The 21,100-nt window shown below is 60.6% G+C and carries 16 protein-coding genes and 2 pseudogenes; 11 read left to right on the top strand and 7 right to left on the bottom strand.

The features are described from left to right. Window positions 1-13: 13 nt before the first annotated feature. From ACJA3S_RS11625 to ACJA3S_RS11615, 3 genes are all read right to left on the bottom strand, one after another. A complete protein-coding gene (locus ACJA3S_RS11625; protein WP_406821944.1) occupies window positions 14-1,372 on the bottom strand; it encodes a GntR family transcriptional regulator in 1,359 nt (452 codons plus the stop codon). Continuing rightward, complete coding sequence (locus ACJA3S_RS11620) at window positions 1,372-2,757, bottom strand: hypothetical protein (RefSeq protein WP_406821943.1); 1,386 nt, start codon at window positions 2,755-2,757, stop codon at window positions 1,372-1,374. Before ACJA3S_RS11620 ends, ACJA3S_RS11625 begins: the two co-directional genes overlap by 1 nt. Window positions 2,758-3,276: 519 nt before the next feature. Next, entirely contained in the window at window positions 3,277-4,299 is a 1,023-nt protein-coding gene (locus ACJA3S_RS11615) for a zinc-dependent alcohol dehydrogenase family protein (protein ID WP_406821942.1), read from the bottom strand. Window positions 4,300-4,505: 206 nt separating this feature from the next. Between ACJA3S_RS11615 and ACJA3S_RS11610 the strand changes: the two genes are divergently transcribed. After that, a complete protein-coding gene (locus tag ACJA3S_RS11610; protein WP_112249302.1) occupies window positions 4,506-5,420 on the top strand; it encodes a LysR family transcriptional regulator in 915 nt (304 codons plus the stop codon). Between the two features lie 16 nt (window positions 5,421-5,436). Here the strand turns inward: ACJA3S_RS11610 and ACJA3S_RS11605 are convergent. Together ACJA3S_RS11605 and ACJA3S_RS11600 are read right to left on the bottom strand one after the other, a co-directional pair. Beyond that, window positions 5,437-6,404: pseudogene (locus ACJA3S_RS11605) on the bottom strand (IS630 family transposase); the annotation flags it as partial. Beyond that, window positions 6,359-6,541: a helix-turn-helix domain-containing protein gene (locus tag ACJA3S_RS11600; protein ID WP_406821941.1), complete on the bottom strand. Its 183-nt coding sequence runs from the start codon at window positions 6,539-6,541 to the stop codon at window positions 6,359-6,361. The pseudogene ACJA3S_RS11605 and the gene ACJA3S_RS11600, both read right to left, overlap by 46 nt. 295 nt (window positions 6,542-6,836) lie before the next feature. On the opposite strand from ACJA3S_RS11600, the gene ACJA3S_RS11595 reads away from it, so the two are divergent. The 7 genes from ACJA3S_RS11595 (at window position 6,837) to nhaA (ending at window position 14,925) form a co-directional block, all read left to right on the top strand. After that, the gene (locus tag ACJA3S_RS11595) at window positions 6,837-8,540 is read left to right on the top strand and encodes a VPA1262 family N-terminal domain-containing protein (RefSeq protein WP_406821940.1); all 1,704 of its coding nucleotides are present in this window, start codon (window positions 6,837-6,839) and stop codon (window positions 8,538-8,540) included. After that, window positions 8,537-10,474 (top strand): hypothetical protein, encoded by a 1,938-nt coding sequence (locus tag ACJA3S_RS11590; protein WP_406821939.1) that lies wholly within the window; start codon window positions 8,537-8,539, stop codon window positions 10,472-10,474. The genes ACJA3S_RS11595 and ACJA3S_RS11590 overlap by 4 nt, the downstream gene beginning before the upstream one ends. Before the next feature lie 218 nt (window positions 10,475-10,692). Further along, on the top strand, window positions 10,693-11,394 hold the full coding sequence (locus ACJA3S_RS11585) for a hypothetical protein (protein WP_406821938.1): 702 nt from the start codon (window positions 10,693-10,695) through the stop codon (window positions 11,392-11,394). 86 nt (window positions 11,395-11,480) lie between these two features. After that, entirely contained in the window at window positions 11,481-12,131 is a 651-nt protein-coding gene (locus ACJA3S_RS11580; RefSeq protein WP_406821937.1) for a hypothetical protein, read from the top strand. A gap of 45 nt (window positions 12,132-12,176) precedes the next feature. Beyond that, a complete protein-coding gene (locus ACJA3S_RS11575) occupies window positions 12,177-12,812 on the top strand; it encodes a hypothetical protein (protein WP_406821936.1) in 636 nt (211 codons plus the stop codon). Between the two features lie 144 nt (window positions 12,813-12,956). Further along, window positions 12,957-13,274 carry a type II toxin-antitoxin system PrlF family antitoxin gene (locus ACJA3S_RS11570; protein ID WP_406821935.1) on the top strand — a complete coding sequence of 106 codons (318 nt, stop codon included), beginning with the start codon at window positions 12,957-12,959 and terminating at the stop codon, window positions 13,272-13,274. Window positions 13,275-13,563: 289 nt separating this feature from the next. Continuing rightward, on the top strand, window positions 13,564-14,925 hold the full coding sequence (gene nhaA / locus ACJA3S_RS11565) for a Na+/H+ antiporter NhaA (RefSeq protein WP_406821934.1): 1,362 nt from the start codon (window positions 13,564-13,566) through the stop codon (window positions 14,923-14,925). Here nhaA and ACJA3S_RS11560 read toward each other — a convergent pair. Next, a pseudogene (locus ACJA3S_RS11560) lies at window positions 14,894-15,415 on the bottom strand (TRAP transporter large permease subunit); the annotation flags it as partial. The gene nhaA and the pseudogene ACJA3S_RS11560 overlap by 32 nt on opposite strands. A gap of 382 nt (window positions 15,416-15,797) precedes the next feature. On the opposite strand from ACJA3S_RS11560, the gene ACJA3S_RS11555 reads away from it, so the two are divergent. Beyond that, window positions 15,798-17,045 (top strand): MFS transporter, encoded by a 1,248-nt coding sequence (locus tag ACJA3S_RS11555; RefSeq protein ID WP_406821933.1) that lies wholly within the window; start codon window positions 15,798-15,800, stop codon window positions 17,043-17,045. 7 nt (window positions 17,046-17,052) lie between these two features. Further along, window positions 17,053-18,306 carry an arsenic transporter gene (locus ACJA3S_RS11550; protein WP_406821932.1) on the top strand — a complete coding sequence of 418 codons (1,254 nt, stop codon included), beginning with the start codon at window positions 17,053-17,055 and terminating at the stop codon, window positions 18,304-18,306. Window positions 18,307-18,355: 49 nt separating this feature from the next. Here ACJA3S_RS11550 and ACJA3S_RS11545 read toward each other — a convergent pair whose 3' ends face one another. Further along, entirely contained in the window at window positions 18,356-19,051 is a 696-nt protein-coding gene (locus tag ACJA3S_RS11545) for a transporter substrate-binding domain-containing protein (RefSeq protein ID WP_406821931.1), read from the bottom strand. Window positions 19,052-19,236: 185 nt separating this feature from the next. Here ACJA3S_RS11545 and ftsH point away from each other — a divergent pair, with 185 nt between their 5' ends. Beyond that, window positions 19,237-21,084 (top strand): ATP-dependent zinc metalloprotease FtsH, encoded by a 1,848-nt coding sequence (gene ftsH, locus ACJA3S_RS11540; RefSeq protein WP_406821930.1) that lies wholly within the window; start codon window positions 19,237-19,239, stop codon window positions 21,082-21,084. The last annotated feature ends 16 nt before the right edge of the window (window positions 21,085-21,100 follow it).

Genomic DNA, 21,100 nt, shown 5'->3' with positions numbered 1-21,100 from the left:
GGTCGTGCCGTGTTCAACCCACAATGCTGGCGGGCCGCCCGCAACGCAGCTCCAGTGCCTGGGCCAGGCGCTCCACAGCCTGGTGCAAGGCCTCCGTCTGCTCCCCCACCCACACCAACGCCAGGTACTGCTGATACTGCCCCTGCAGGCTGAACTGCCCGCCAGGCAGTGCATGCAGTGCCGAACCCGCCAAGGCCGCGGCGACCCCCTCCCACACCAGCGGCTGGCGGAAACGCACCCAGAGTGCCTGGCCCCCCTCAGGCATTTCCAGCACCACGCGCGCGCCGAACTGCAGCTCCAGCGCGTGTGCCAGGCATAGTGCGCGCCTTTGCAGGTCTGAGCGCAAGCCTACCAGTTGTGCCTCTATCTCCCGTCTGCCGAGCATTTGCGCCAGCGCCTGCAGGCGCAGTGGCGCAAGCCGAAACGCGCGCTCGGCGAACGTACCGGCCAATACCGCATCCTGGGCCAGGACATAGGCGTAGGGTGCTTCGGCCCCGACCACCGCTTCGAACGCCCCCATCACCAGCAGCCAGCGTGGATCGACCCAGTCACGCAGGCGCTGGGTCGGCGGCCCGCTGTAGCAATGCTCGCTGTCCAGGTCGTTCTCCAGCAGCCATACCGGGTGGCGGGCCAACAACTGGCCAAGCTGGCGCTGGTAGTACGGCGCCACCAGGCGCCCTTGCGGCATGCCAAGGCACGACGGCACGACCATCATGCACACCGGCTCGCTCCCCAGCAGCCGGGCCACGGCGCGCAAGTCGGGGTTGCCACGCGGGTCTGCCGGCAGCTCCAGCACGCGCATGCCGGCACGTGCCAGGGCGCGCAGCACTTGCGGGCAACAGGGCACATGCACCAGCACGGTCCGCCCTCGCAGGGCCAGCGCGGCCAGCAGTGTCTCCAATAGTGCCGGGACATCCGGGGCCAGTTGCACATTCTCGGCGCGCCAATACTGGCTGGAGGAGCGGGTATAACGCTGTGCCAGCGCATGGCGCAGGCGGGCGCTGCCGAGTTCCGCCCAGGCGCTGGCAGTGTGCGTGCGCTGGCGCGCCAGGCGCCGCTCGTGGCTGAACAAGGCACGCTCGAGGGTTGGCTGCGCAGGCAAGGGGGCCTGCGCGGGCATGCTCGCGGCCTCGCCCTTGGCAGCCTCGTGGATGAAGTATCCCGACCTTGGCAGGCAGCGAACCCGGCCCTCCTCTTCCAGCAGGTTGTAGGCGCTCTGCACGGTGGCCAACGATACTCGCAGCCGGCGCGACAGCGCTCGCAGCGACGGTAAGCGGCATGGGCCTGCGCCAGGCGCCTCGTCAATCAGCGCTATCAGGTAGCGGTACACCTTGCGATAGGCAAACTCGCCCCGTACGGCCCGCGTTTTCATCAGGGCTGCCCTGCCGCACCGCGCCGCCGCCCTGCCGCGCCGGGCGGCAACCAGCGCAATTGGATATCGCGTTGCGCCAGGTTGCTCATCAGGCGCCAGGCCGCCAGGCGCAGGCGCCCGTCATAGATCGCCCGCAGTTGCGCCAGCGGCAGGCCACTGGTGTTCACCAGCCAGTCCTTGACCGCCTCTGGGCAGGTTTTGCCCTGCAGGGCACGGTGCAGATACGGCAACGCCACCAGCATGTCGGCATGCCGGCACTGCAGGAATCGCTCGAGGTTCTTCCCCTGCCTGGCAAACGGGCTGAACAGGACGCACACCAGTTGGGTCTGGTTGATACCGTAGGCTTTGCCAAACTGCATCTGCTGTGCATCGGCGGGCCGGCTGCCGCCTGGCTTGCCTGCCAGGCGTAGCGCTGGTCGACCGGCCTGGGGCTCCAGGCTGCGGGCGCGCAGTTCGTGCAGTTGGGCCAAGGCCGATGGGTCGATGAACGCCGCCAGTGGCCAGGTATCCTGGCACGCGGCGAAGCCACAGCCGAGCATGAGGTCGAGTTGTTGCTCTTCGAGCAAATGCGGCAGCAAGTCATCGATGACAAACATCCGCACGGGCGCATCCTCCACCACCATGCCCACTGACGCCTCGCCCTGGGGTTCGAGTGCACCGCCGACGCTACCGTGCAGCCAACCCAGCCCCTGGCTCAGCGTCGCCAGGCACTGATGGCCGCAGTGCGGTCCTTGCGCCCCTGCCAGGCGCAGGCTACGCCGGGCCCAGGCCAGGTAGCGCCGGCGCAGGGACGCCGGGACAGCAGTAACCAGTACGTCGCCAGGTGCCTGGGCCTGCAGCGCGGCGCCCACGGCATCGGCCAGCTCCAGATGCAGGCGGCTACCCAACAGGGCCTCGGGCCTGGCATCGACCAGGTGGCCAAATATCAGCAAGGCATCTCGCGCTTGCAGCCGCCGTTCATACGCTGCCGAGAGCTGGCGGCTGAACGGTACCACGTCGCGCCCCTCGATCATCTGTAGCTGCACCCGCGGGTCGTCCTGCAGGAACAGCGCGCTGAAGCTGCGCTCATGGTGTTCCAGCGTAGCGCTGTCGGCGGCGGGCAAGCTGACCACCAGCACCCGCAACTGGAACGTGGCCGGCGCACGCAAGGCAATGCTCAACTGCGCGGCACGCAGCATGGCCAACAGCCGCGCACTGCGACGGTCGCAGCCCTGCAATACCAGCAGGCGGAGGGTGCCAATGTACTCCGGCCCGCCTGCAGCGACCAGCAAGCGCTGAATCAGCAACTGCAAAGAGGCACGCTGGGCCTTGGACATGTGGTTCAGCAAACGCTCGAGCACTTGCTGGTAGATATAGTGCATTGCCTGGTCGTGAATAGCCGTCACGGAGTCACCTCATCAACTTCAAACAGCCGCTGCATACCGAACAACACCTCGCTCGTATATATGCGTCGACCTTTCCCGAAGATATTTCCTACAAACGAAAGGAAGTAATGACGTAACTATTCACTGTCGCCAGGCCATCGAGAAAAATGCACCACTGCGACTGCGCGGCGCTGGCAAACACCGCCCTGGCTTGTGCATAGCCCTGCTCATCCCACATTCCTTGCGCAAACCATCATTGGGCCATTATCGAGCGATGCAAAGCGAATGGAAGATACAGATCAGGGTATAAAAACCATTCAGCAAAAATGAAAAGTCACATTGACTGCGATGTAAATAGAATACAAGGCGAAAAACATGCCGAGATATTTCGATAGAGCACGAAAACCACCACAGGCATGTAATCCGACTCTCGCAGTATTGTAAGAAACTTCTGGTTTTTACCTATCAATCATTTTTCGAGGCACAAAAAAACCCGGGGCAGCCCCGGGTTTTCCGACCATTGAACAACCGTCAGTGGTGTCAGTGGCGCCCCATATCCAACACCACACGCCCACCGCACGGGCACTGGTCCATGTAGCGGTGCGCTTCCACCACCTGCTCGAAGGGGTACATCTTGATGATCTGCGGTGTCAGCAGCTGGTCGGCAGTGAACTGGTTGATATCGCGCAGGGCGCGCTGCAGCGCGACCTGGTCCTGGCTGATACCCAGCTCCGGCTTGCCAGTGAAGTTACCGATGCAATGCACATAGAACTGGATATTCTTCTGGAACGCCGCACAGGCCGGGAACGGCGTCTGGTTGCCACCTTGCAGGCCATACAGCACCAGGCTTCCACGCGGTGCCAGGACATCGCCCAGCAATGACATCTGCGGCCCGCCCATGCCGTCGAGGACCATGTCCACGCCACGGCCGTCGGTGTACTTGCCAACCTGCAGCAGCAAATCCTGTTCTTCGGTGACGATCACCTTGTCGGCGCCCAGGCCCAGCAGGTAATCACGCTGTTCCGCGTCCTTGGTAGCGGCAAACACTTTCAAGCCCAGGGCCTTGCCCAGTTGCACGAAGGCCGGGCCCGCGCAATGGCTGGCATCGGTGACCAGCGCGGTCTGCCCGGCTTTGGCCCGGGCCAGGTCGACGTAGGCGAAATAGGCGATCAGCAGCGGCGTGTAGTGCACGCTGGCCTCGATCGGCGTGAGTACATCCGGGTAGCGGGTAATGGCAGTGCGTGGCAGGACGACGACATCGCCATATACTGGGTGGTCGTTGGCACTGGTGGCCGGGAAACTGGCCACCCGGTCGCCTACCGCGATGTCTTCGACGCCTTCGCCGACCGCCGTCACCACCCCGGCCATCTCATGGCCGATCCCCGCCGGCAGGCGTGCCTGGGACGGTGCCAGGTTCTGCCGCCAGAGCACGTCATACCAACTGACGCCAATCGCTTCGACGCGGATCTGCACCTCGTCGGCAGCGGGTGACGGTTCGGCCTGCTCCTCGCAGCGGAGCACATCGGCAGCGCCGAACTTGTGGAAACGGATCATGCGGGACATCGCATACCTCGCCATTGTGAACCTCTAATTACCACGAACTCTATCCGGGCTTTACCGGTTAGACCATCAGTGGTCATTAATAGTCGACATGCTTGTCATCGATTGGGCACCTGACTTTCCTTGCGATTGGCCCCCGTAAACCCGTGCAGGGTACCAGCCTTTGGCCTTAAGATTCACCCCTGCACCCTTTCAGGCGAAGCGCCCCGATGAATCGAAACGACCTGCGTCGCGTAGACCTCAACCTGCTGATTGTGTTCGAAACGCTGATGCACGAGCGCAGCGTGACCCGTGCCGCGGAAAAACTGTTCCTCGGCCAGCCGGCGATCAGCGCGGCGCTGTCGCGCCTGCGCAACCTGTTCGACGACCCGCTGTTCGTGCGCACCGGCCGCAGCATGGAACCCTCGGCCAGGGCGCATGAGATCTTCGCCCTGCTGTCCCCGGCGCTGGACTCGATCTCCACCGCGGTCAGCCGCGCTGCCGAATTCGACCCGGCGACCAGCAACGCGGTGTTCCGCATCGGCCTGTCGGACGACGCCGAATTCGCCCTGCTGCCGCAGTTGCTCAAGCGTATCCGTGCCGAAGCGCCGGGCATCGTGCTGGTGGTGCGCCGGGTCAACTACCTGCTGATGCCGACGCTGCTGGCTTCGGGCGAGATCTCGGTGGGGGTCAGCTACACCAGCGAGCTACCCGCCAACGCCAAGCGCAAGGTGCTGCGCCGCAGCATGCCCAAGCTGTTGCGCGCCGACAGCGTCCCCGGCGCCATTACCCTGGACGACTTCTGTGCCCGGCCGCACGCGCTGGTGTCGTTCGCTGGTGACCTGTCGGGGTTCATCGACGAAGCCCTGGAGGAAATTGGCCGCAAGCGCCATGTGGTGCTGGCGGTGCCGCAGTTCAACGGCCTGGGGAGTTTGCTGGCGGGCACGGATATCGTGGCCACCGTGCCGGACTACACGGCTGATGCGCTGACCGCAGCGGGTGGGCTGCGGGCGGAGGACTTGCCGCTTGAGGTGCGCAGTTTCGAACTGCACATGGCCTGGCGCGGGGCGCAGGATAATGACCCGGCAGAGCGCTGGTTGCGGTCGCGGATACAGATGTTCTTTGGCGACCCTGACAGCCTCTAATACAGCTGCACAGAAATTATGACGGTTTGTCATAAGTCGGTACTGGGTAGGCCTTGGCCAGTTTTTCCCGCGCCGCCTTGGCAACGAACATCCAGTTGACGCGGGCGCCGCTGGCGTTTCGCAGTTGCTCCCAAGCCGCAACCTCGGCTATCAGCCGATCGCGGCAGTCGAGGCGGCGATCCAGGCACTGGCTTCGCAGCACGCCGATTTCGATCTCGACCATGTTGAGCCAAGTGGCGTGCTTTGGGGGTAGTGGAATTCGATCTACTGCAGGATGCGACGGGCTTCTGCAGGTGGCAGGGCTTGGTAGAGCGCAGCAGGCGTGTGGGGCGACAGATTGTCCAGCATGGCCCGGATGCGCGCTGCCTGGGGGTAGTGGATATCGACTAGGTCGCGTATGCAGTGAGCGAAATCATCTGCTGTTCGCCCTTCGGTGACTTTCACCTTGCGCCAGCTACGGTCTGCATCAAGGAAGACGAACAGATTGGCGGTGCCGTTGCGCTTGTATTCGCAGTCGTAACGCAAGGTTTGCCCGGCTCGGCCGGAATCGGTTGGCTTACCTCACCGATGAGTTGGGTTGGACTTTCGTCGAAGCACACCACTGGGTGCTGTGGATTAGGGGTTTCGGCGTACAGGTCGAGTGCATCTTCCATGCGTGCAACGTATTGTGCGTCGACCTTGGGAATGCACCACATGTCCTTGCGCCAGAGCTTCAGATCGTTCTCGGCGAAGCGCCGACGTAGCGTCTCGCGCGATAGTTCTTCGTGCTTGGTCAGTTTGACGAAAGTGTCGGCGAGCAATTCCAGCGTCCAACGCACACGCTCCGTTGCGGATTGGTGCAGCCGGTGGCGATCAGCAGAGCCTCTTCCTTGCCACTGAGCTTGCGCTGCCCCCCCAAGGCCGAGCCTGTTAGTTCAGCCCCACTTCCAGCCCCATCTCTACGAAGCGGCGCTTGGTGCGATCAGGTCGTCGATGCCCGACTCCAGATAACGCTTTTGCCACTTGAACACGGTTGGTGTAGTGATCTGTAACTGCCCACTGATGGCGATGGGCGTCACCCCTTCATTGAGCAAAAGCAGTATCCGCGCCCGCTGAGCAAGGCTCTGCTCCAGCGTAATCATGCGCAGCCAAACTTGGAGTGTAAGAACGTCGTCGGGTTGCTCCAAAGGGAGCAATTGGACGAGACATACTTGGAACCATCTCGGGGCGCAGAGTGCATAGCATATCGATGCATATCACTGCACGCTAGAAAACGAACTAACCGCTCAGGACACTAGAACATTCTGGTGACGGACCTTGCTGCGGCTTGCCTTTCTGAGCCTTGATGTTGCAATTGCTTGCTTCTACTGCACTGATAGCATATACGCATCATTGTGCCACACCAGGCATTGGATCCATTAAGGAGGCAAGGACCAAATGTCAATCACTAACCCAAATTCGGCCATACTCGACAATGATTATCAAAGTGCCGTTGTCGATGTGGCATGCCTGTTTCATAACAAGCTCTGTCACTTAGTATTTGCCACTGCACAATTACTTCCCACCGAGCTTGGTGCTCCAGCCGAAGAACCGTCGACCAGCTGCTCGGTCAAAAAATTGAAGAGCGGCAGCCGATTGGTACGCCGTCGCTATGTCGTGACGGCCAAGCAAGCCCAGGACTGGTATCACAACTGCCTCAATGGTGAAGTGCAGTTGCTGATGGGCGATGAGCAACGTTACCAACTGCTGCACGAGAGGCTATTCCCCGAACCGGCCTGGCCACACCTAGTGACCACGGAAGACTTCGTCGCGGTCAGTGACGTGGAAGGAGTACTCCGTGTGCACCACCTGATGCCTCGCCACTGCCCGACCATAATAGCTCAGCTCTGCGACACCGAGCCGGCATCAGTCTCGTGGCTGTGCAGCGAGCTGGGTATCGATTTCCTGCGTCATCCAGAACAATTCGGCTCGGTACATCTTCTTTTGCCGAATCCCGTCTTGCGTGACCTGCAGATCAGACTCCATGTCGATGAGCATGGCGCGGAAAGAACCGTACTGCGAATGTCACCAAGACATAACCACTCGGCCACGGGTCTTCAAGTAATGATGCTGGAGAAACGCCCTACGGGAATAAGCGCCATACAAACTATCACTGCCAAGGACTCGTACTTAGAAATATCTCATGCAGGAACAGCTGAGATATTCGAGCTGTTCATTCGTTGCCCGGTACGGGGCGTGCTGGTTTGGAAAAAAGAACGCAGCTACTGCAGACAGATGAATTTCGGTCTTGAGGTCATCGGTACTCAAAAAGCGATTCAAATCCCCGGCAAGGATGGCCTCTCATTCAACGTTGCGATCCGAGAGCGGGCTTCGGAGCGTGTGATGGGCAAACCTGCTGCCGCTAACGACATCCCCGCCAGGCTGCGCAAAGGACAGTATGACCGTCAGAGAACATCGGCAGCCGAAGGCCTAGGGCAAAAATGGCTGCATCGCAACCAAGAAGAGGCCACAAGCTTCGTTCGCCAGTTGATCGGCGATGCCAAACATCGTGTATGGATCATCGATCCATACTTCGCTACGACGGAGCTTTTCAGTTTCGCCGCTGCCACGGCCTATTTGAACACCAAAGTGACGATTCTCACTGGCGCAAGCACCGCAATGGCCAAGCCTGACGAACACTACAAGGACAAGGAAACCGGAGAGGCTATGTTGCTAAACACATCCCAAGATCACATGAAGCACATCAAAGTGCGCGTGATGACAGGTGCTATGCCAACGGTGCATGACAGGTTTCTGGTAATCGACGAAGATGTCTGGTTCACCGGAAACTCACTAAACTCGCTCGGCGAACGTGCCGGCATGATGATCAAGCTTCCCGCACCTGAGCCGGTGATCGACAAGATTAGCCAGGTTCTACATGACCCGGATCGGACCAAAACCCTAGATGATTGGGTGCAGCATCGCCTGGCGACGCGCGAATCTGCACCGTGCTCAAAGTTCGTCAAACTGCTCCGCTGGGCCCGCAAGCTCAAACGTGGATCGCTTGGTATGCCCGATCCTTCTCCGAAAACCGAACCGTCTGCTTTGGCGCCTGCCAGCCAAACAACGGATATGGTCGTCGATGCGGAGAAAATGCCATGATTGATCCACGCATCGCTGAAACTGACTATTACGTCAATCGATGTATCCAAGAGGATGAAGTAGCACGCGCACTCTGCGAACAGCCCTGGGTTCCCTACGCACGAGACGCCATTGCCAGGCTACTGGGCCAGTTTCTCGCTAACCTCAATGGCGACACCGAAGATATTCCTGAGAAGCTCCGTGATCACAGCCTGCTGCACCGACAAGCTCTCGATAATCTAGACCTTCCAGAACAGTCGAAGCATGCGATTTACACCGTGTTGCAGGCTTTGAGAAACAATGACGCAGAGCGTGGCGAAGCCCTAATCGTCGGCCTTGCTCTAGGCGACGCACTACTTACACGCGCTCAGTTCAGTACCGATATCGTACCAGTGGCATTGCTTGCCAAATACGATTACCTAATCACCATCGGCTTCACCGACGCGACCCAGGACGCTCTCGCATCGACGGATCATCCACTGTGGCATGCATTGGAATCTGTCATTACCTATGAGAATGAGCTGCATGAAGATCCGGACCACTTCCGCCATCAACATCGAATGGACGTGCTCAAGGATTGGCAGCAACAAACAGACATTTGCGAGCTCTGGCGTTCACATGCCTGGGGAATGAGCTACCTAGGTCCCGAAGTACTCTCTCTGCTAATGCCTGCCCGCCGTGCCGATGCAAAACGCTTTCTTCAAATGGCTGAAAAGCTCACCTTCCCGACGATTGCGTCTGACATGCTCTACACATATGACATTCGTTACGACTTCGACCATCTGCTTACACTTTTAGAAAGCGCCCCAAACGTCCAAAGTGATGAAGGTAACTGGAACCGAAACGTGATGGCACCTCTACTGCTTGAAGTTGCCTTCCGATATTTGCAAGAGCTTGGCAATCCACCAGGAAGCGCAGAGCCTATGGCAGATCTGGACGAAATCAGAGTCAAGGTTCGTTCAATTCTGTCGGTGCTACTCGCACGCCCCGACGGTGATTACCTCTGCGTGAACTGGCTGGTACATCTGCTGAGGCCGATTCACTGGTTCTGGGCCTCCAGATATGTGGATACGCTCATCGATGAATGCATTGTTCAATTGGCAAACAATGGGTTTCCAGCGGCAACGCTAATCCTACCTCCAGTAAAGCCACTGAAAATTGGGCTTCAGGATCTCAAACTGATCACGCTAGCGGACAAGGAAGACGAGCGCGCCTACTTTCACTTCTTCATTGCATTAATACTGCACAAAAAATTGCCCATCGCAGCGAATTTACGCGAGGCGTTCGAGAGCCTTCTGGTTGCGGCCCGCAGCCAGTTCGGTTCCTCAGCCCAGTACAAATATAGTTGGCAGCATACGTTGGTCGCAGATCTCTATCTAAGCGACGAGGAGTCTGTAACCGACAGATGGCGAGTTGCATTCAACCGTTTCGTGCCGATGCTCAGGCGTGATCGGCTGGGACAACCCATCAGGGATCTCGGTGTCCCAAGCCTGTTCCTTGCAGGAGTGGGCATCGCCATGATCCGAACAGGCACGAGTGCGGACGCCCCGCCGGCTCTTGCGGCACAAATGACCGAGCTGTGGTCGGCGGTCTTGGAGGCCGCCTTCCACGCCCATGTCTGCTCCGATCCTTTTGACACCTGGGCAACTGTGATCGAAGACCTATTTCGGTGTTATCCAAGGATCCAGAAGCTCCAGGGGGATGATCAGTCAAGTGCCCTGCTGACTTACATCGAGCGCCTGGGCGCAGATAATCGTTTGCTTACCTTGGCTATCACAGCGCTTGGCACAGCAGGGCTAGATCTGCGCGAAATTACCGAGGACGACAGCCTGCAAAAAGAATGGGAGGATCGCATCACCACGTACCTCGCGTGGAGCCTGCAATATGAGTCACGCCAGCTACCAGCTCATCTGCGCAGTTACTGGCACAAAAGACGCCATCGACGAGTTTCTTGAGGCCCCCGGGGCTGGCCAGCCTGCGTAAAGCGGCGCCGCAATACGCTACAAAATGCACGCCGCTTTTTATGGATCTAAGCCGATATACTAGGAGAGATGCGCAAGCTCCGTAGCTTCAGAAAGCCCTTCGGAGTAGCAGTTTTTCTCGTCGCCTCGTTCTATGATGTCTGCCGGTTGATCAACCTTGCGCCATCTCTCGGACCTGATGCGGAGATCTCATGTCCTTCGTTCCCGCCTTTACCGAATTTCTACTGACTCATCTGCAACAAGAAGAACGCAAACGCATCCTCAAATCAATCGTCGTCACCGTAGCGCCGGAGCTGTGGCTGAGCCTGGAGTCGGCAGCGCTGCTGGACATCCATCGTGATCGATTCGGTCTCGGTGGCCAGTTGGATGATTGTGAAGAGTTCAAGCCGGACAGTGCCCTGCCTGACCGTATCAACGTTCCCCGTTGGCTGATCGCCGCCGAACGGCGCAAGGTGGATATCTGGGTCGAAGACAGCTATGGCGAAACACCGTCGAAAGCTATCGAGTTCAAGATCGTTCACAACAACAAAAACGCTTACGACAAAATCAAGGGCATTCGTAAAGACCTGATCAAGCCCATTCCCCTGACTAAGCCCAACGAAATCATCGAGCGCTGGGGCATCGTACTGCTGGTCTACTCACGCTTTTACCAAGACCAGCAGGGTGGCTACAGCTATGGGAAATTCGCGACCTGTGAGGAATTCCTAAACACTTTCAGCGAAAGTCTGAGCGATAGCGCATTCCGATACGCAACGGCTATCCAGCTTGAACTGGCCATGGCACCAACCCTGGTGACCGATCTGTGCGACGCCAACTACATCGTCCCCGGGAAAGGTGCGGGGGTGTATCTGGCACTGGTCAAACCCAAACAGCCCACACCCACTTCGCTGTAACCATGTTGGCGGCACCAAATTCAGCGCTGCTCTTACCCCCTATCGGTTCTCGACACTCAAAGTGAGATCACATGCCAGGCATTGCCATGGATACCATTGCCGAACTCAAGCAAAGAATCGCCCGGTTCAACCCTGTCTACGTGCAGCACTGGAGCGACTGGCTGAACACCCCGAATCAGCGCCGCCCTCATGAACTGAAACTGACACTAGGCCGTTGGCAAGCTTGCCGAGGCAATCCCATTAGGCAGCTTGCAACCACAGGTGCGACGGTTCACCCCGCCCCTTATATAGATGATCTTTTTGCTCAGGCACTGCCCTATGCTCAGATCCTGAGTGGGTTCGACATGGCCAACCCGGGCTCTTTCAACCCGCAATCCATTAATGCCCTGCACGAGCTGTGGAATAACTTCGAAAGATTGTCCTATGAGCGCAACAACCCGGCTCGCAAGAGAAAGGCTCCACGCCACGGACTGGCCGGAGTAGTCGGAATTTCCAAGGCAATCATGCTGGTCACCAATGGCCGCGTCGGCCCCGCTTTTGACTCAAAAGTTCGTAATGGTTTGCAACTCAAAGGCAAAATTGAAAGTGCTGGCGACTGGATAGACGCCTTGCGCGCAGCCTCGAAAGACGTCACCATCTTTGAAAAAAATAATAAAACCACCTTACAAATTGCCTCCGGACTCGACCTTCCTGCCGGACGTATCCACGACATGGCTTTGGGACCGAATAAAGTTTGATGAGCGCTAATTTTTCAACCATTTTTCGCAAGAGAGCAATGCAGCATGGATGATTTTTTCAACTCTTTAACTGGCCTGATAAGTAGCGGCGTCACCATTGCCGGTTTGTCCGCATGGCTGGGCAATGTTTGGAGGGACCGGATGAATTCGAAAGAGAAGGCCCGCAACGAAATTTTTATAGAGCAACTCAAAACCGAACACGCTCGTCAGACACAAAGCCTTGAGCATGAATTACAAATCGAACGTCACGCGGTGCAACTGGGCCATGCCAAGCTGATCGAGAAAAGAGCTATGTTCATCGACGAATGCTACAAGCTGCTCGTCGATCTTCACGAAGCGATATACGAAACTATCCGCCCGGATTATTTCGGAAGGAAACGACCGTCAATCCAACAGGCCTATGAATTTGCATTACCCAAATTCGATGCCTTTGTTGAAAGCTACGAAAAAAACAAAATCTATTTCTCAAGGAAGACCTCAGAAAAGATCTCCAGCTTTTATGTCGCAGCGGCAAAAACATTGGATCAGTCCAGAGTAGCCATGCGTTCAGACGAGTCACTGGGACAAGGAGAAACGCCTAACTTGCAAAAACTGTTCGAGAAAGTGGAATACGAAATGCATGAGGCCAGAAAGGCTGTCGAGCAGGATTTCAGACAGCTCATGTACGTTCAGGAAAACTGATGGGTCGTGTCCCGGGAGGTGGTGTAACTACTCCTGCAGCGCTACCGAGCGTCCACCCCGCCTATGCTTGATCAGCAGAAAACCAAGATTGACCATGTAAGGACTGTTCCTTACCATCCAATCAATACTTTCGGGAGAGCGCTCATGCCTGCCATCCACGAAATCGCCACATTGACCTCGAAGGGGCAGGCCACAGTGCCCAAATCCGTTCGCCAGCTTTTGGGTGTTGACACCGGTGGCAAAATCGCATTCGACGTACGCGCCGGAGACGTCGTGGTCAGCCGCGTAGAAGCCATCCATGAAGACCCCGCCATCGGTGCGTTCCTGAGTTTGCTGGAGGCGGATATCCGAAGCGGACGCAACGTCACCACACTCCCGGACGACCTGGCGCAAACCATGCTCGCTAATGCGGACCACTTGGTAAATCTGGACGAAGATATCGACGGTGAGTTCGCGATCTAATGCTGCGACATGGCTGGACACTGTTGTTCCATGAAGGTGTGACTTTACAGCTATGTTCTTTGGCGATCCGGACAGTCTTTAAGCGCGCAGATGCCCAGCGCCACAGCCATCGTCGAAGCCGACGCCCACCGCGTGTTCACGCTGCGCTGCGAAACATCAGGTTTGGTACTTTTCGTTCATCTGACGGTGTTTGTTCGGTAGACTACCGGATGGGTGCCAACTGCACGGTGCAGAGAGGCAGGTTAAAGAACAGCGCAGGTCGGGCCGCCATGCGGGAGTACTTGCGCCTATGCAAAAAAAGGAATTGCCTCGCGCCCAGCAACTGGCCGAGCGTGCCTTCGCCAACCTAGAACGCTTCGTACACATTGAAGCAGTCAGCGGCATTGTCCTGCTGCTTGCCGCTGTGGCCGCACTGATCTGGGCGAACTCTCCAGCTGCCGACAGCTACGACAGCCTTTGGCACACGCCGTTGACGATCGGTGTTGGCTCGCTGGTCTATTCACAGTCCCTGCATTTCTGGATCAACGATGGCTTGATGACCATCTTCTTCCTGGTCGTCGGCATGGAGATCCGTCGCGAAATCCACGAGGGCGCATTGTCCAGCCTGCGCCAAGCCACGCTACCGATGGCAGCCGCCATCGGCGGTGTCGCCGTGCCCGCCCTCCTCTATCTGGGTTTTGGCCACGCATCGGCAGAACAACAAGGTTGGGCCGTCCCGACGGCTACGGATATCGCCTTTGCGGTGGGGGTTCTGGCGCTGCTCGGCAAGTCGATCCCGTCCAACGTCCGCGTGTTCCTGCTGGCCCTGGCGATCATCGATGACATCATCGCAGTGCTGATCATCGCGTTCTTCTATTCAGGTGGCCTGGATTACAGCGGTTTCGGCGTTGCAGTGATCGGCCTGCTGATGGTGATCGGGCTCCAGAAGATCGGTGTAGGTGCTGCCTACGCCTATATCATTCCTGGCGCAATCACTTGGCTGGGTGTCTTGTTGACCGGAGCCCACCCGACCCTCGCCGGCGTTGTGTTGGGCCTGATGACGCCTGTAAGCGCAATGCCGATGCGCGAGCGCCCGCTGGATGCAGTTACCCGCTTTACCGGAGAACTGCTGGGACGCGCCAGGGCGCCAGAGCGGGATGCCAGCGACCTCATGGACCCGTTGAAACGGCTGCGTTTGGCCCAGCGTGAACTGGTGCCGCCGGTGGTGCGCATGCAAGGTACCCTGCATCCCTGGGTAGCTTTCGGCATCATGCCAGTGTTTGCCTTGGCCAACGCCGGGGTAAATCTTTCGGGTGTCGATCTGTCTGCCGAGGCCCCGCAATGGGTAATGATCGCCGTCACTGTCGCCCTGGTAGCTGGCAAACCCTTGGGCATCGTCGGCGTCAGTTGGCTGATGGTGCGCTTGGGCTGGTGCGCGCTTCCCGCCGAGGTAGGCTGGCGCAGCATTTTCTTGATCGGGTTGCTGGCCGGCATCGGTTTTACCATGTCGATCTTCATTGCCAATCTCGCCTTCGCCGAGCCAGGCGCGCTGGCGGCGGCCAAACTTGGCGTGCTTTCCGCCTCGGTGCTGGCGGCACTGCTAGGCCTGGCCTGGGGGGCGTATAACCTGCGCCGAGCACCTACCGTGAGCAAAGCCGGTTCGACCGTCTAGCAGTAGCAACTGGCGATCCACTGCAATTGGGCAAGCGGATCGCCACGCCTGACACAGCTACCCACTGTGTCAGGCGGGCCACCACATATCCTGCCCATGGCGTTTCGGTCAACCGTGTTCGGACAACGCCCCAGCCATGCCGGTCACGGCGGAGGTGACGAACAGCTTGAGCCCGACCGGAGGGGTAATCAGGCCGATTTCCAGGTTTCACCATGAGGATGCCAGTGCCCACCGGATCGATGTCCAGTCGCGTAGCGACCGGGAACAGGATCGGCGCCAGGATCAGGATGATCGCCGACAGTATGAACGCGCCTGCCACCAGCAGCACCCCGTTGACCACCAGCTGGAAGATCACGAGTGTAAGCCCAGCCTCGATGACCCAGGCGGTAAACTGCTGCGGTAATTGTTCGGTGGTCAGCACATGGGCGAAAAGCGTGGCGTTGGCGATGCTGAACATCAGCTTGATGCTCAGCGGGGCGGACTCCAGCAGTAATTCTTGGTCCTCTGTACCCCTGAGGCATGCGGGTATTGATAGCACAGCGGCTAATGGCCCGCGTCGGGCAAAGCTGCTGACGCGTCGGGGCCCTGCGCCTGGACGTGCCTACAGCATTTCAGCGCCCCCCACGGTATGATTGGCCCACGCCAGGATTGGCGATATGCCATGGCCTTCAGCAGGATCGCCAGCGCGGAAAATCGGATTTTCATCAAGTTCTATCGTGAAACGTGACATTCTCCTCGTTGTTCCGCTGCCCTCGGCCATCCGTCGCTCACCCGCTTCGTTACCCCATTGCGAAGCGCCTCTGCCTATTGGCTGAATCCGGCACACGCGGCTACCGCTCGCGCTCCCCCATGGCTTTCACGAGACGACCTCCTTGGCAAATTCAAGGCCCCTCGCTTCCCATCACCGTGCCCTCGACTGGCTGAACTTCTTCCTTGCCGACGTACGCGACGGCCTCGGCCCTTACCTGGCCATCTACCTGCTCGCCGTGCACCAGTGGCAGCCGGCCAACATCGGCCTGCTGATGAGCCTGGCCGGCATCGTCGCGCTGCTGGCGCAGACGCCGGCCGGGGCCTTGATCGACCGCACCCCGGCCAAGCGCGCGGTGCTGGTGATTGCTGCCGTGCTGGTGACTGGCAGTTGCCTGTCGTTGCCGCTGATTTCGTCGTTCGGCTGGGTGGCCTTGACCCAGACGATCAGTGCCCTGGCAGGCTCGGTGTTCGCCCCGGCGATAGCCGCGATCTCGCTGGGTATCACCGGCCCCAAGGCGTTCACCCAGCGGGTCGGGCGCAACGAAACCTTCAACCACGCCGGCAATGCCTGCTCGGCACTGCTGGCCGGCGGCCTGGCCTACCTGTTCGGCCCGCTGGTGGTGTTCTACCTGATGGCGGTCATGACCGTGGCCAGCATCGTTGCCGTCGCGCGCGTGCCCGCCGCAGCGATCGACCACCAGCTGGCGCGCGGGCTGGCCCACGGCCCAAGCGGTGATGACCACCCTGCCGGGTTCAAGCTGCTGCTGCACAACCGCACCCTGCTGGTTTTCGCGGTGTGCTGCGCGTTGTTCCACCTGGCCAATGCGGCGATGCTGCCCCTGGTGAGCCAGAAGCTGTCGCAGGTCGACCTGCGCCTGGCCACCCCGCTCACCTCCGCCTGCATCGTCGCGGCGCAGCTGGTGATGGTACCCATGGCGCTGCTGGTGGGGGCCAAGGCCGAGCACTGGGGGCGCAAGCCGTTCCTGCTGGCCGGCTTTCTCATCCTGCCGCTGCGCGGGGCCTTGTACGTGGTGTCCGACAACCCGTTCTGGCTGGTCGGTGTGCAGCTGCTCGACGGTGTCGGCGCGGGTATCTTCGGCGCGCTGTTCCCGATCGTGGTCAAGGACTTGACCGACGGCACCGGGCGCTTCAATGTCAGCCTCGGTGCGCTGGCGGCGGTATTTGGCCTGGGTGCCGCGCTCAGCCCGGGCCTCGCCGGGCTGGTGCTGCAGGCCGCTGGCTATGATGCAGCATTCCTGACCTTGGCCGCGATTGCCCTCGCCGCCTTCGTGCTGGTGCTGGTCGCGCTGCCCGAGACCCAGCCCGACGCTTCGCCATCCCCCTCCTTGACTACCCTTGCCGGAAACTGAACAGCCCATGCCAGTCAGCGAACACGCATCGATCATCTGGGCGATAGCCGCCCTGGCCACCGCTGGCGTCATCTTGCGCCCGTGGCGCATCCCTGAATACGTCTGGGCCATGGGCGGCGCCTTGCTGCTGGTCGGCCTGGGCCTGATCACAGCGCACAGCGCCCTGGCCGCGGTGGCCGAGGGCAGCGACGTCTACCTGTTCTTGGTCGGCATGATGGTGCTGGCCGAGCTGGCCCGCCAGGAAGGGCTGTTCGACTGGCTGGCGCGCTACGCCGTGCAGCACGCGCAGGGTTCCGGGCAACGGCTGTTCGATCTGGTGTTCCTGGTCGGTACGCTGGTCACCGTGTTCCTCTCCAACGATGCCACGGCGGTGGTGCTCACGCCGGCAGTGTATGCAGCGTGCAAGGCGGCCAAAGCCGAGCCTTTGCCGTACCTGTTCATTTGCGCATTCATTGCCAACGCGGCCAGCTTCGTGCTGCCGATCTCCAACCCGGCCAACCTGGTGGTATTCGGCAGCCAGATGCCACCGCTGCCAGACTGGCTCCGGCAGTTCACCCTGCCATCGCTGGCGGCCATCGCCCTGACCTACCTGATGCTGCGCCTGGCCCAGCGCCGGCAGATCAATCAGCCGCTGGCCCTGAGCGTGCACACCCAGCCGCTATCGGCGGGCGCCCGCCTGTGTGCGCTGGGCATCGCACTGACCGCAGCCTTGCTGCTGGGGGCCTCGGCACTGGACCTGGCGCTGGGCCTGCCGACGTTCGCTGCCGGCGTCGCGATCACGGCGCTGATCCACCTGCGCCAGCGGCGCAGCCCGATGCCGGTACTGCGTCACGTCGCCTGGGGGGTGCTGCCGCTGGTGGCGGGCTTGTTCGTACTGGTCGAAGCGGTTGCCCAGACCGGCCTGGTCGTGCGCCTGGCCCAGGCGCTGGCCACGCTGGCACAGGCAGCGCCGGGCCAGGCCAGCTGGCTGGCGGGCGTGGCTGTTGCCCTCGCCAGCAACCTGATGAACAACCTGCCTACCGGGTTGATGGCCGGGTCCATGGGTTCGCTGGTGCAACTGCCGCAACAGACGACGGCTGCGCTGCTGATCGGTGTCGACCTGGGGCCGAACCTGTCGATTACCGGCTCGCTGGCGACGCTGCTGTGGCTGGTCGCGATCCGTCGCGAAGGCGAGCATGTCAGTGCCTGGCAGTTCCTGCGCCTGGGGCTGCTGGTGATGCCGCCGGCGCTGGTGGCGGCGCTGCTGGCGCTGTGGGTGTGATCAGTAGCCATTCTCGGTGACAGCTTTAGTCGATGAAGAGTGCGGGCAATCAATCCGGCAGCGGATAGAGGCTTTGCAACAGGCGGTCCTGGGCCGACAGCGGGCCCAGGTAGCGCACGAACAGTTCCTCACCCCGCGCCCCGGCAAACGCCTTGCTCAAGGCGCTGTCGAGCAATAGGCGGAAATCGTCATCCCTGCGTGCCATAGGCAGCGCCACCCGGCTCATGACAAACATCCGCTCCGCAACCCACAGCAGCTCACGCTCGGCTTGCCGCGCCTGGTAGGCAAGCAGCACGACCCGGTCCCCCAGCAGTGCGTCGACCTTGCGCTCGGCCACGCGCTGCACGCCCTCCTCGTAGCTCGACACCTCCTCGAGGGTGGATTGCAAGCCAAGCTGGCGTATCCATTCATGGGCCCAGCGGCTGCTCAATGTGCCCCGCAATACGGCAAAGCTGTGTTTGCTCAGCCCGGCGTTGAGCGTTGCCCGCCAGCGTGGGCCGCTGTCCTGCGCCCTGCCACTGAGTGGCCCCAGCAAGGTAGCCGGTGCGTCACGCCTGACCAGCACAGCCAGGCCGGAAGTAACGACCGGGATGGAAAAATCCGCCACGGCACGTCGGCCAACGGTTTCCACCATCGGCGTACACACCAGGTCGACCTGCCCATCAGTCAAGGCTGGAACCACCTGTGCCTCCGCCAGGGCGCGCCAGCGCACCTGCTTCGAACGCATCCTGGTCAGCGACAGCATCGTGCCATTTCGCGTACCAGAGCGTTATCGCCAGGCACTGGCTATCGTCGACCCCAGCGACCTGGTCGCCGAGCATCTGTCACCCGCCAATGCACGTGGTCAGTTCCATCCGGCTTGACCTTTATCAATCGCACCGCCCGCCGCGAGGGTAGAAATAAAGGCCCAGGGCCACAGCGCCGAGGAGAATGACCATGAACAAGGAGCAGCCCTGGAAGTTCTATCTGCTGGCGGTCGGGCTGGCAATGCTGGCGGCGGTCCAGTTCGGCCTGTTCAGCCAACCGTCGGTGCAGGCCATCCCTTACAGCCAGTTCCTGCAGTTGCTGGAACAGCAGAAGGTCAGTGACCTGCGCGTCGAGCACGAGCACATCCTGGGCAAGCTGCAGGAGCCCATCAACGGGCGCTCGGCGTTCTCGACGGTACGTATCGACCCGGCGTTGAGTGAACAGCTGGGGCGCTCGGGCGTGGCGTTCACCGGCGTTGCCGAAGACAGCACGGTGGCGAATGTGCTGGGCTGGTTCATGCCGCTGCTGATGATGCTGGCGCTGTGGTACTTCCTGTTCCGGGGCCTCGGCCAGAAACAGGGCCTGGGCGGGTTGATGGGCGTCAGCAAGTCACGCGCCCGTGTCTATGTCGAGCAGGATACCAAGGTGACCTTCGCCGATGTGGCCGGCATCGATGACGTCAAGGAGGAGCTGACCGAAATCGTCTCCTTCCTGCAGAACCAGGCTTGGTACGCCCGTCTGGGGGCCCATGTGCCCAAGGGTACCCTGCTGGTCGGCCCCCCCGGTACCGGCAAGACCCTGGTCGCCAAAGCCATCGCCGGGGAAGCTGCCGTGCCGTTCTTCTCGATCTCCGGCTCGGAGTTCGTGGAAATGTTCGTTGGCGTAGGTGCTGCGCGGGTGCGCGACCTTTTTGAACAGGCCCGCCAGGCGGCACCTTGCATCATTTTCATCGATGAACTGGACGCCTTGGGCAAGATGCGCGGCATCGGCAGCTTCGGCGGCAATGACGAGAAGGAACAGACCCTCAACCAACTGCTGGCCGAGCTGGATGGCTTCGACCCGCGTGAAGGCGTGGTGCTGCTGGCGGCAACCAACCGCCCCGAGGTGCTCGACCCGGCACTGCTGCGCGCCGGGCGCTTCGACCGGCAGATCCTCATCGACCGGCCCGATCGCAAGGGCCGCCTGGCGATTCTCAAGGTGCACCTGCGCAAGATCGTCTACAAGCACGACCTGGACTGCGAGCGCATTGCCGAAATCACCCCCGGACTGACCGGCGCCGACCTGGCCAACCTGGTCAACGAGGCGGCCATCGTCGCCACCCGGCGCGCCAGCCAATCGGTTGAACTACAGGACTTCACCGCGGCGATCGAACGCCTGGTGGCGGGCGTCGAACGCAAGGGCAGCGTGCTGCGCAGCGACGAACGCCAGGTAGTGGCATACCACGAAATGGGCCATGCCCTGGCCGCCAGCAGCCTGCCGGCCATGGACCCGGTGCACAAGGTGTCGATCATTCCCCGCGCTGCCGGCGCGCTGGGGTATACCTTGCAACGGCCGACCGATGACCGCTTCCTGATCAGCACGCAGATGCTGCGCGACCGCATGGTGGTGCTGATGGCCGGGCGCGCCGCTGAAAGCCTGGCGTTCGGCCAGGTGTCCACCGGCGCTGCCGACGACCTGGGGCGCGCCACCGATATCGCCCGGCAACTGATCACCCGCTTCGGCATGAGCCCGACGTTGGGCCAGGCGGTGCTGGAGCGGCAACAGGCAGGCTATCTGGGCGAATCGGTGTTGCGCCAGGAACGCAAGGACTACTCGGAACAGACCGCTCGCGAGATCGACCTGGGCATCCGAGACTTGCTGGCAGAAGCCTATGGCCGCGCCCGGGCACTGCTCGAACAACGCCGCGACGATCTGGAAGCAGGTGCGCGCCTGTTGCTCGCCAGGGAGACCATCAGCCCCGAGGAGTTCCCGCCATTGCTGCCGCAGGCCAGTGAGCCGGCCACCTATACTCTGGTCGACACCTCGAAATGAACCGTCAGGGCCAGCC

The organism is Pseudomonas sp. KnCO4, assembly GCF_045344305.1.
Taxonomy (GTDB): Bacteria; Pseudomonadota; Gammaproteobacteria; order Pseudomonadales; family Pseudomonadaceae; genus Aquipseudomonas; species Aquipseudomonas anuradhapurensis.
The sequence above is the reverse complement of the archived record's forward strand: the minus strand, read 5'-3'. Positions and strand labels throughout refer to the sequence as shown.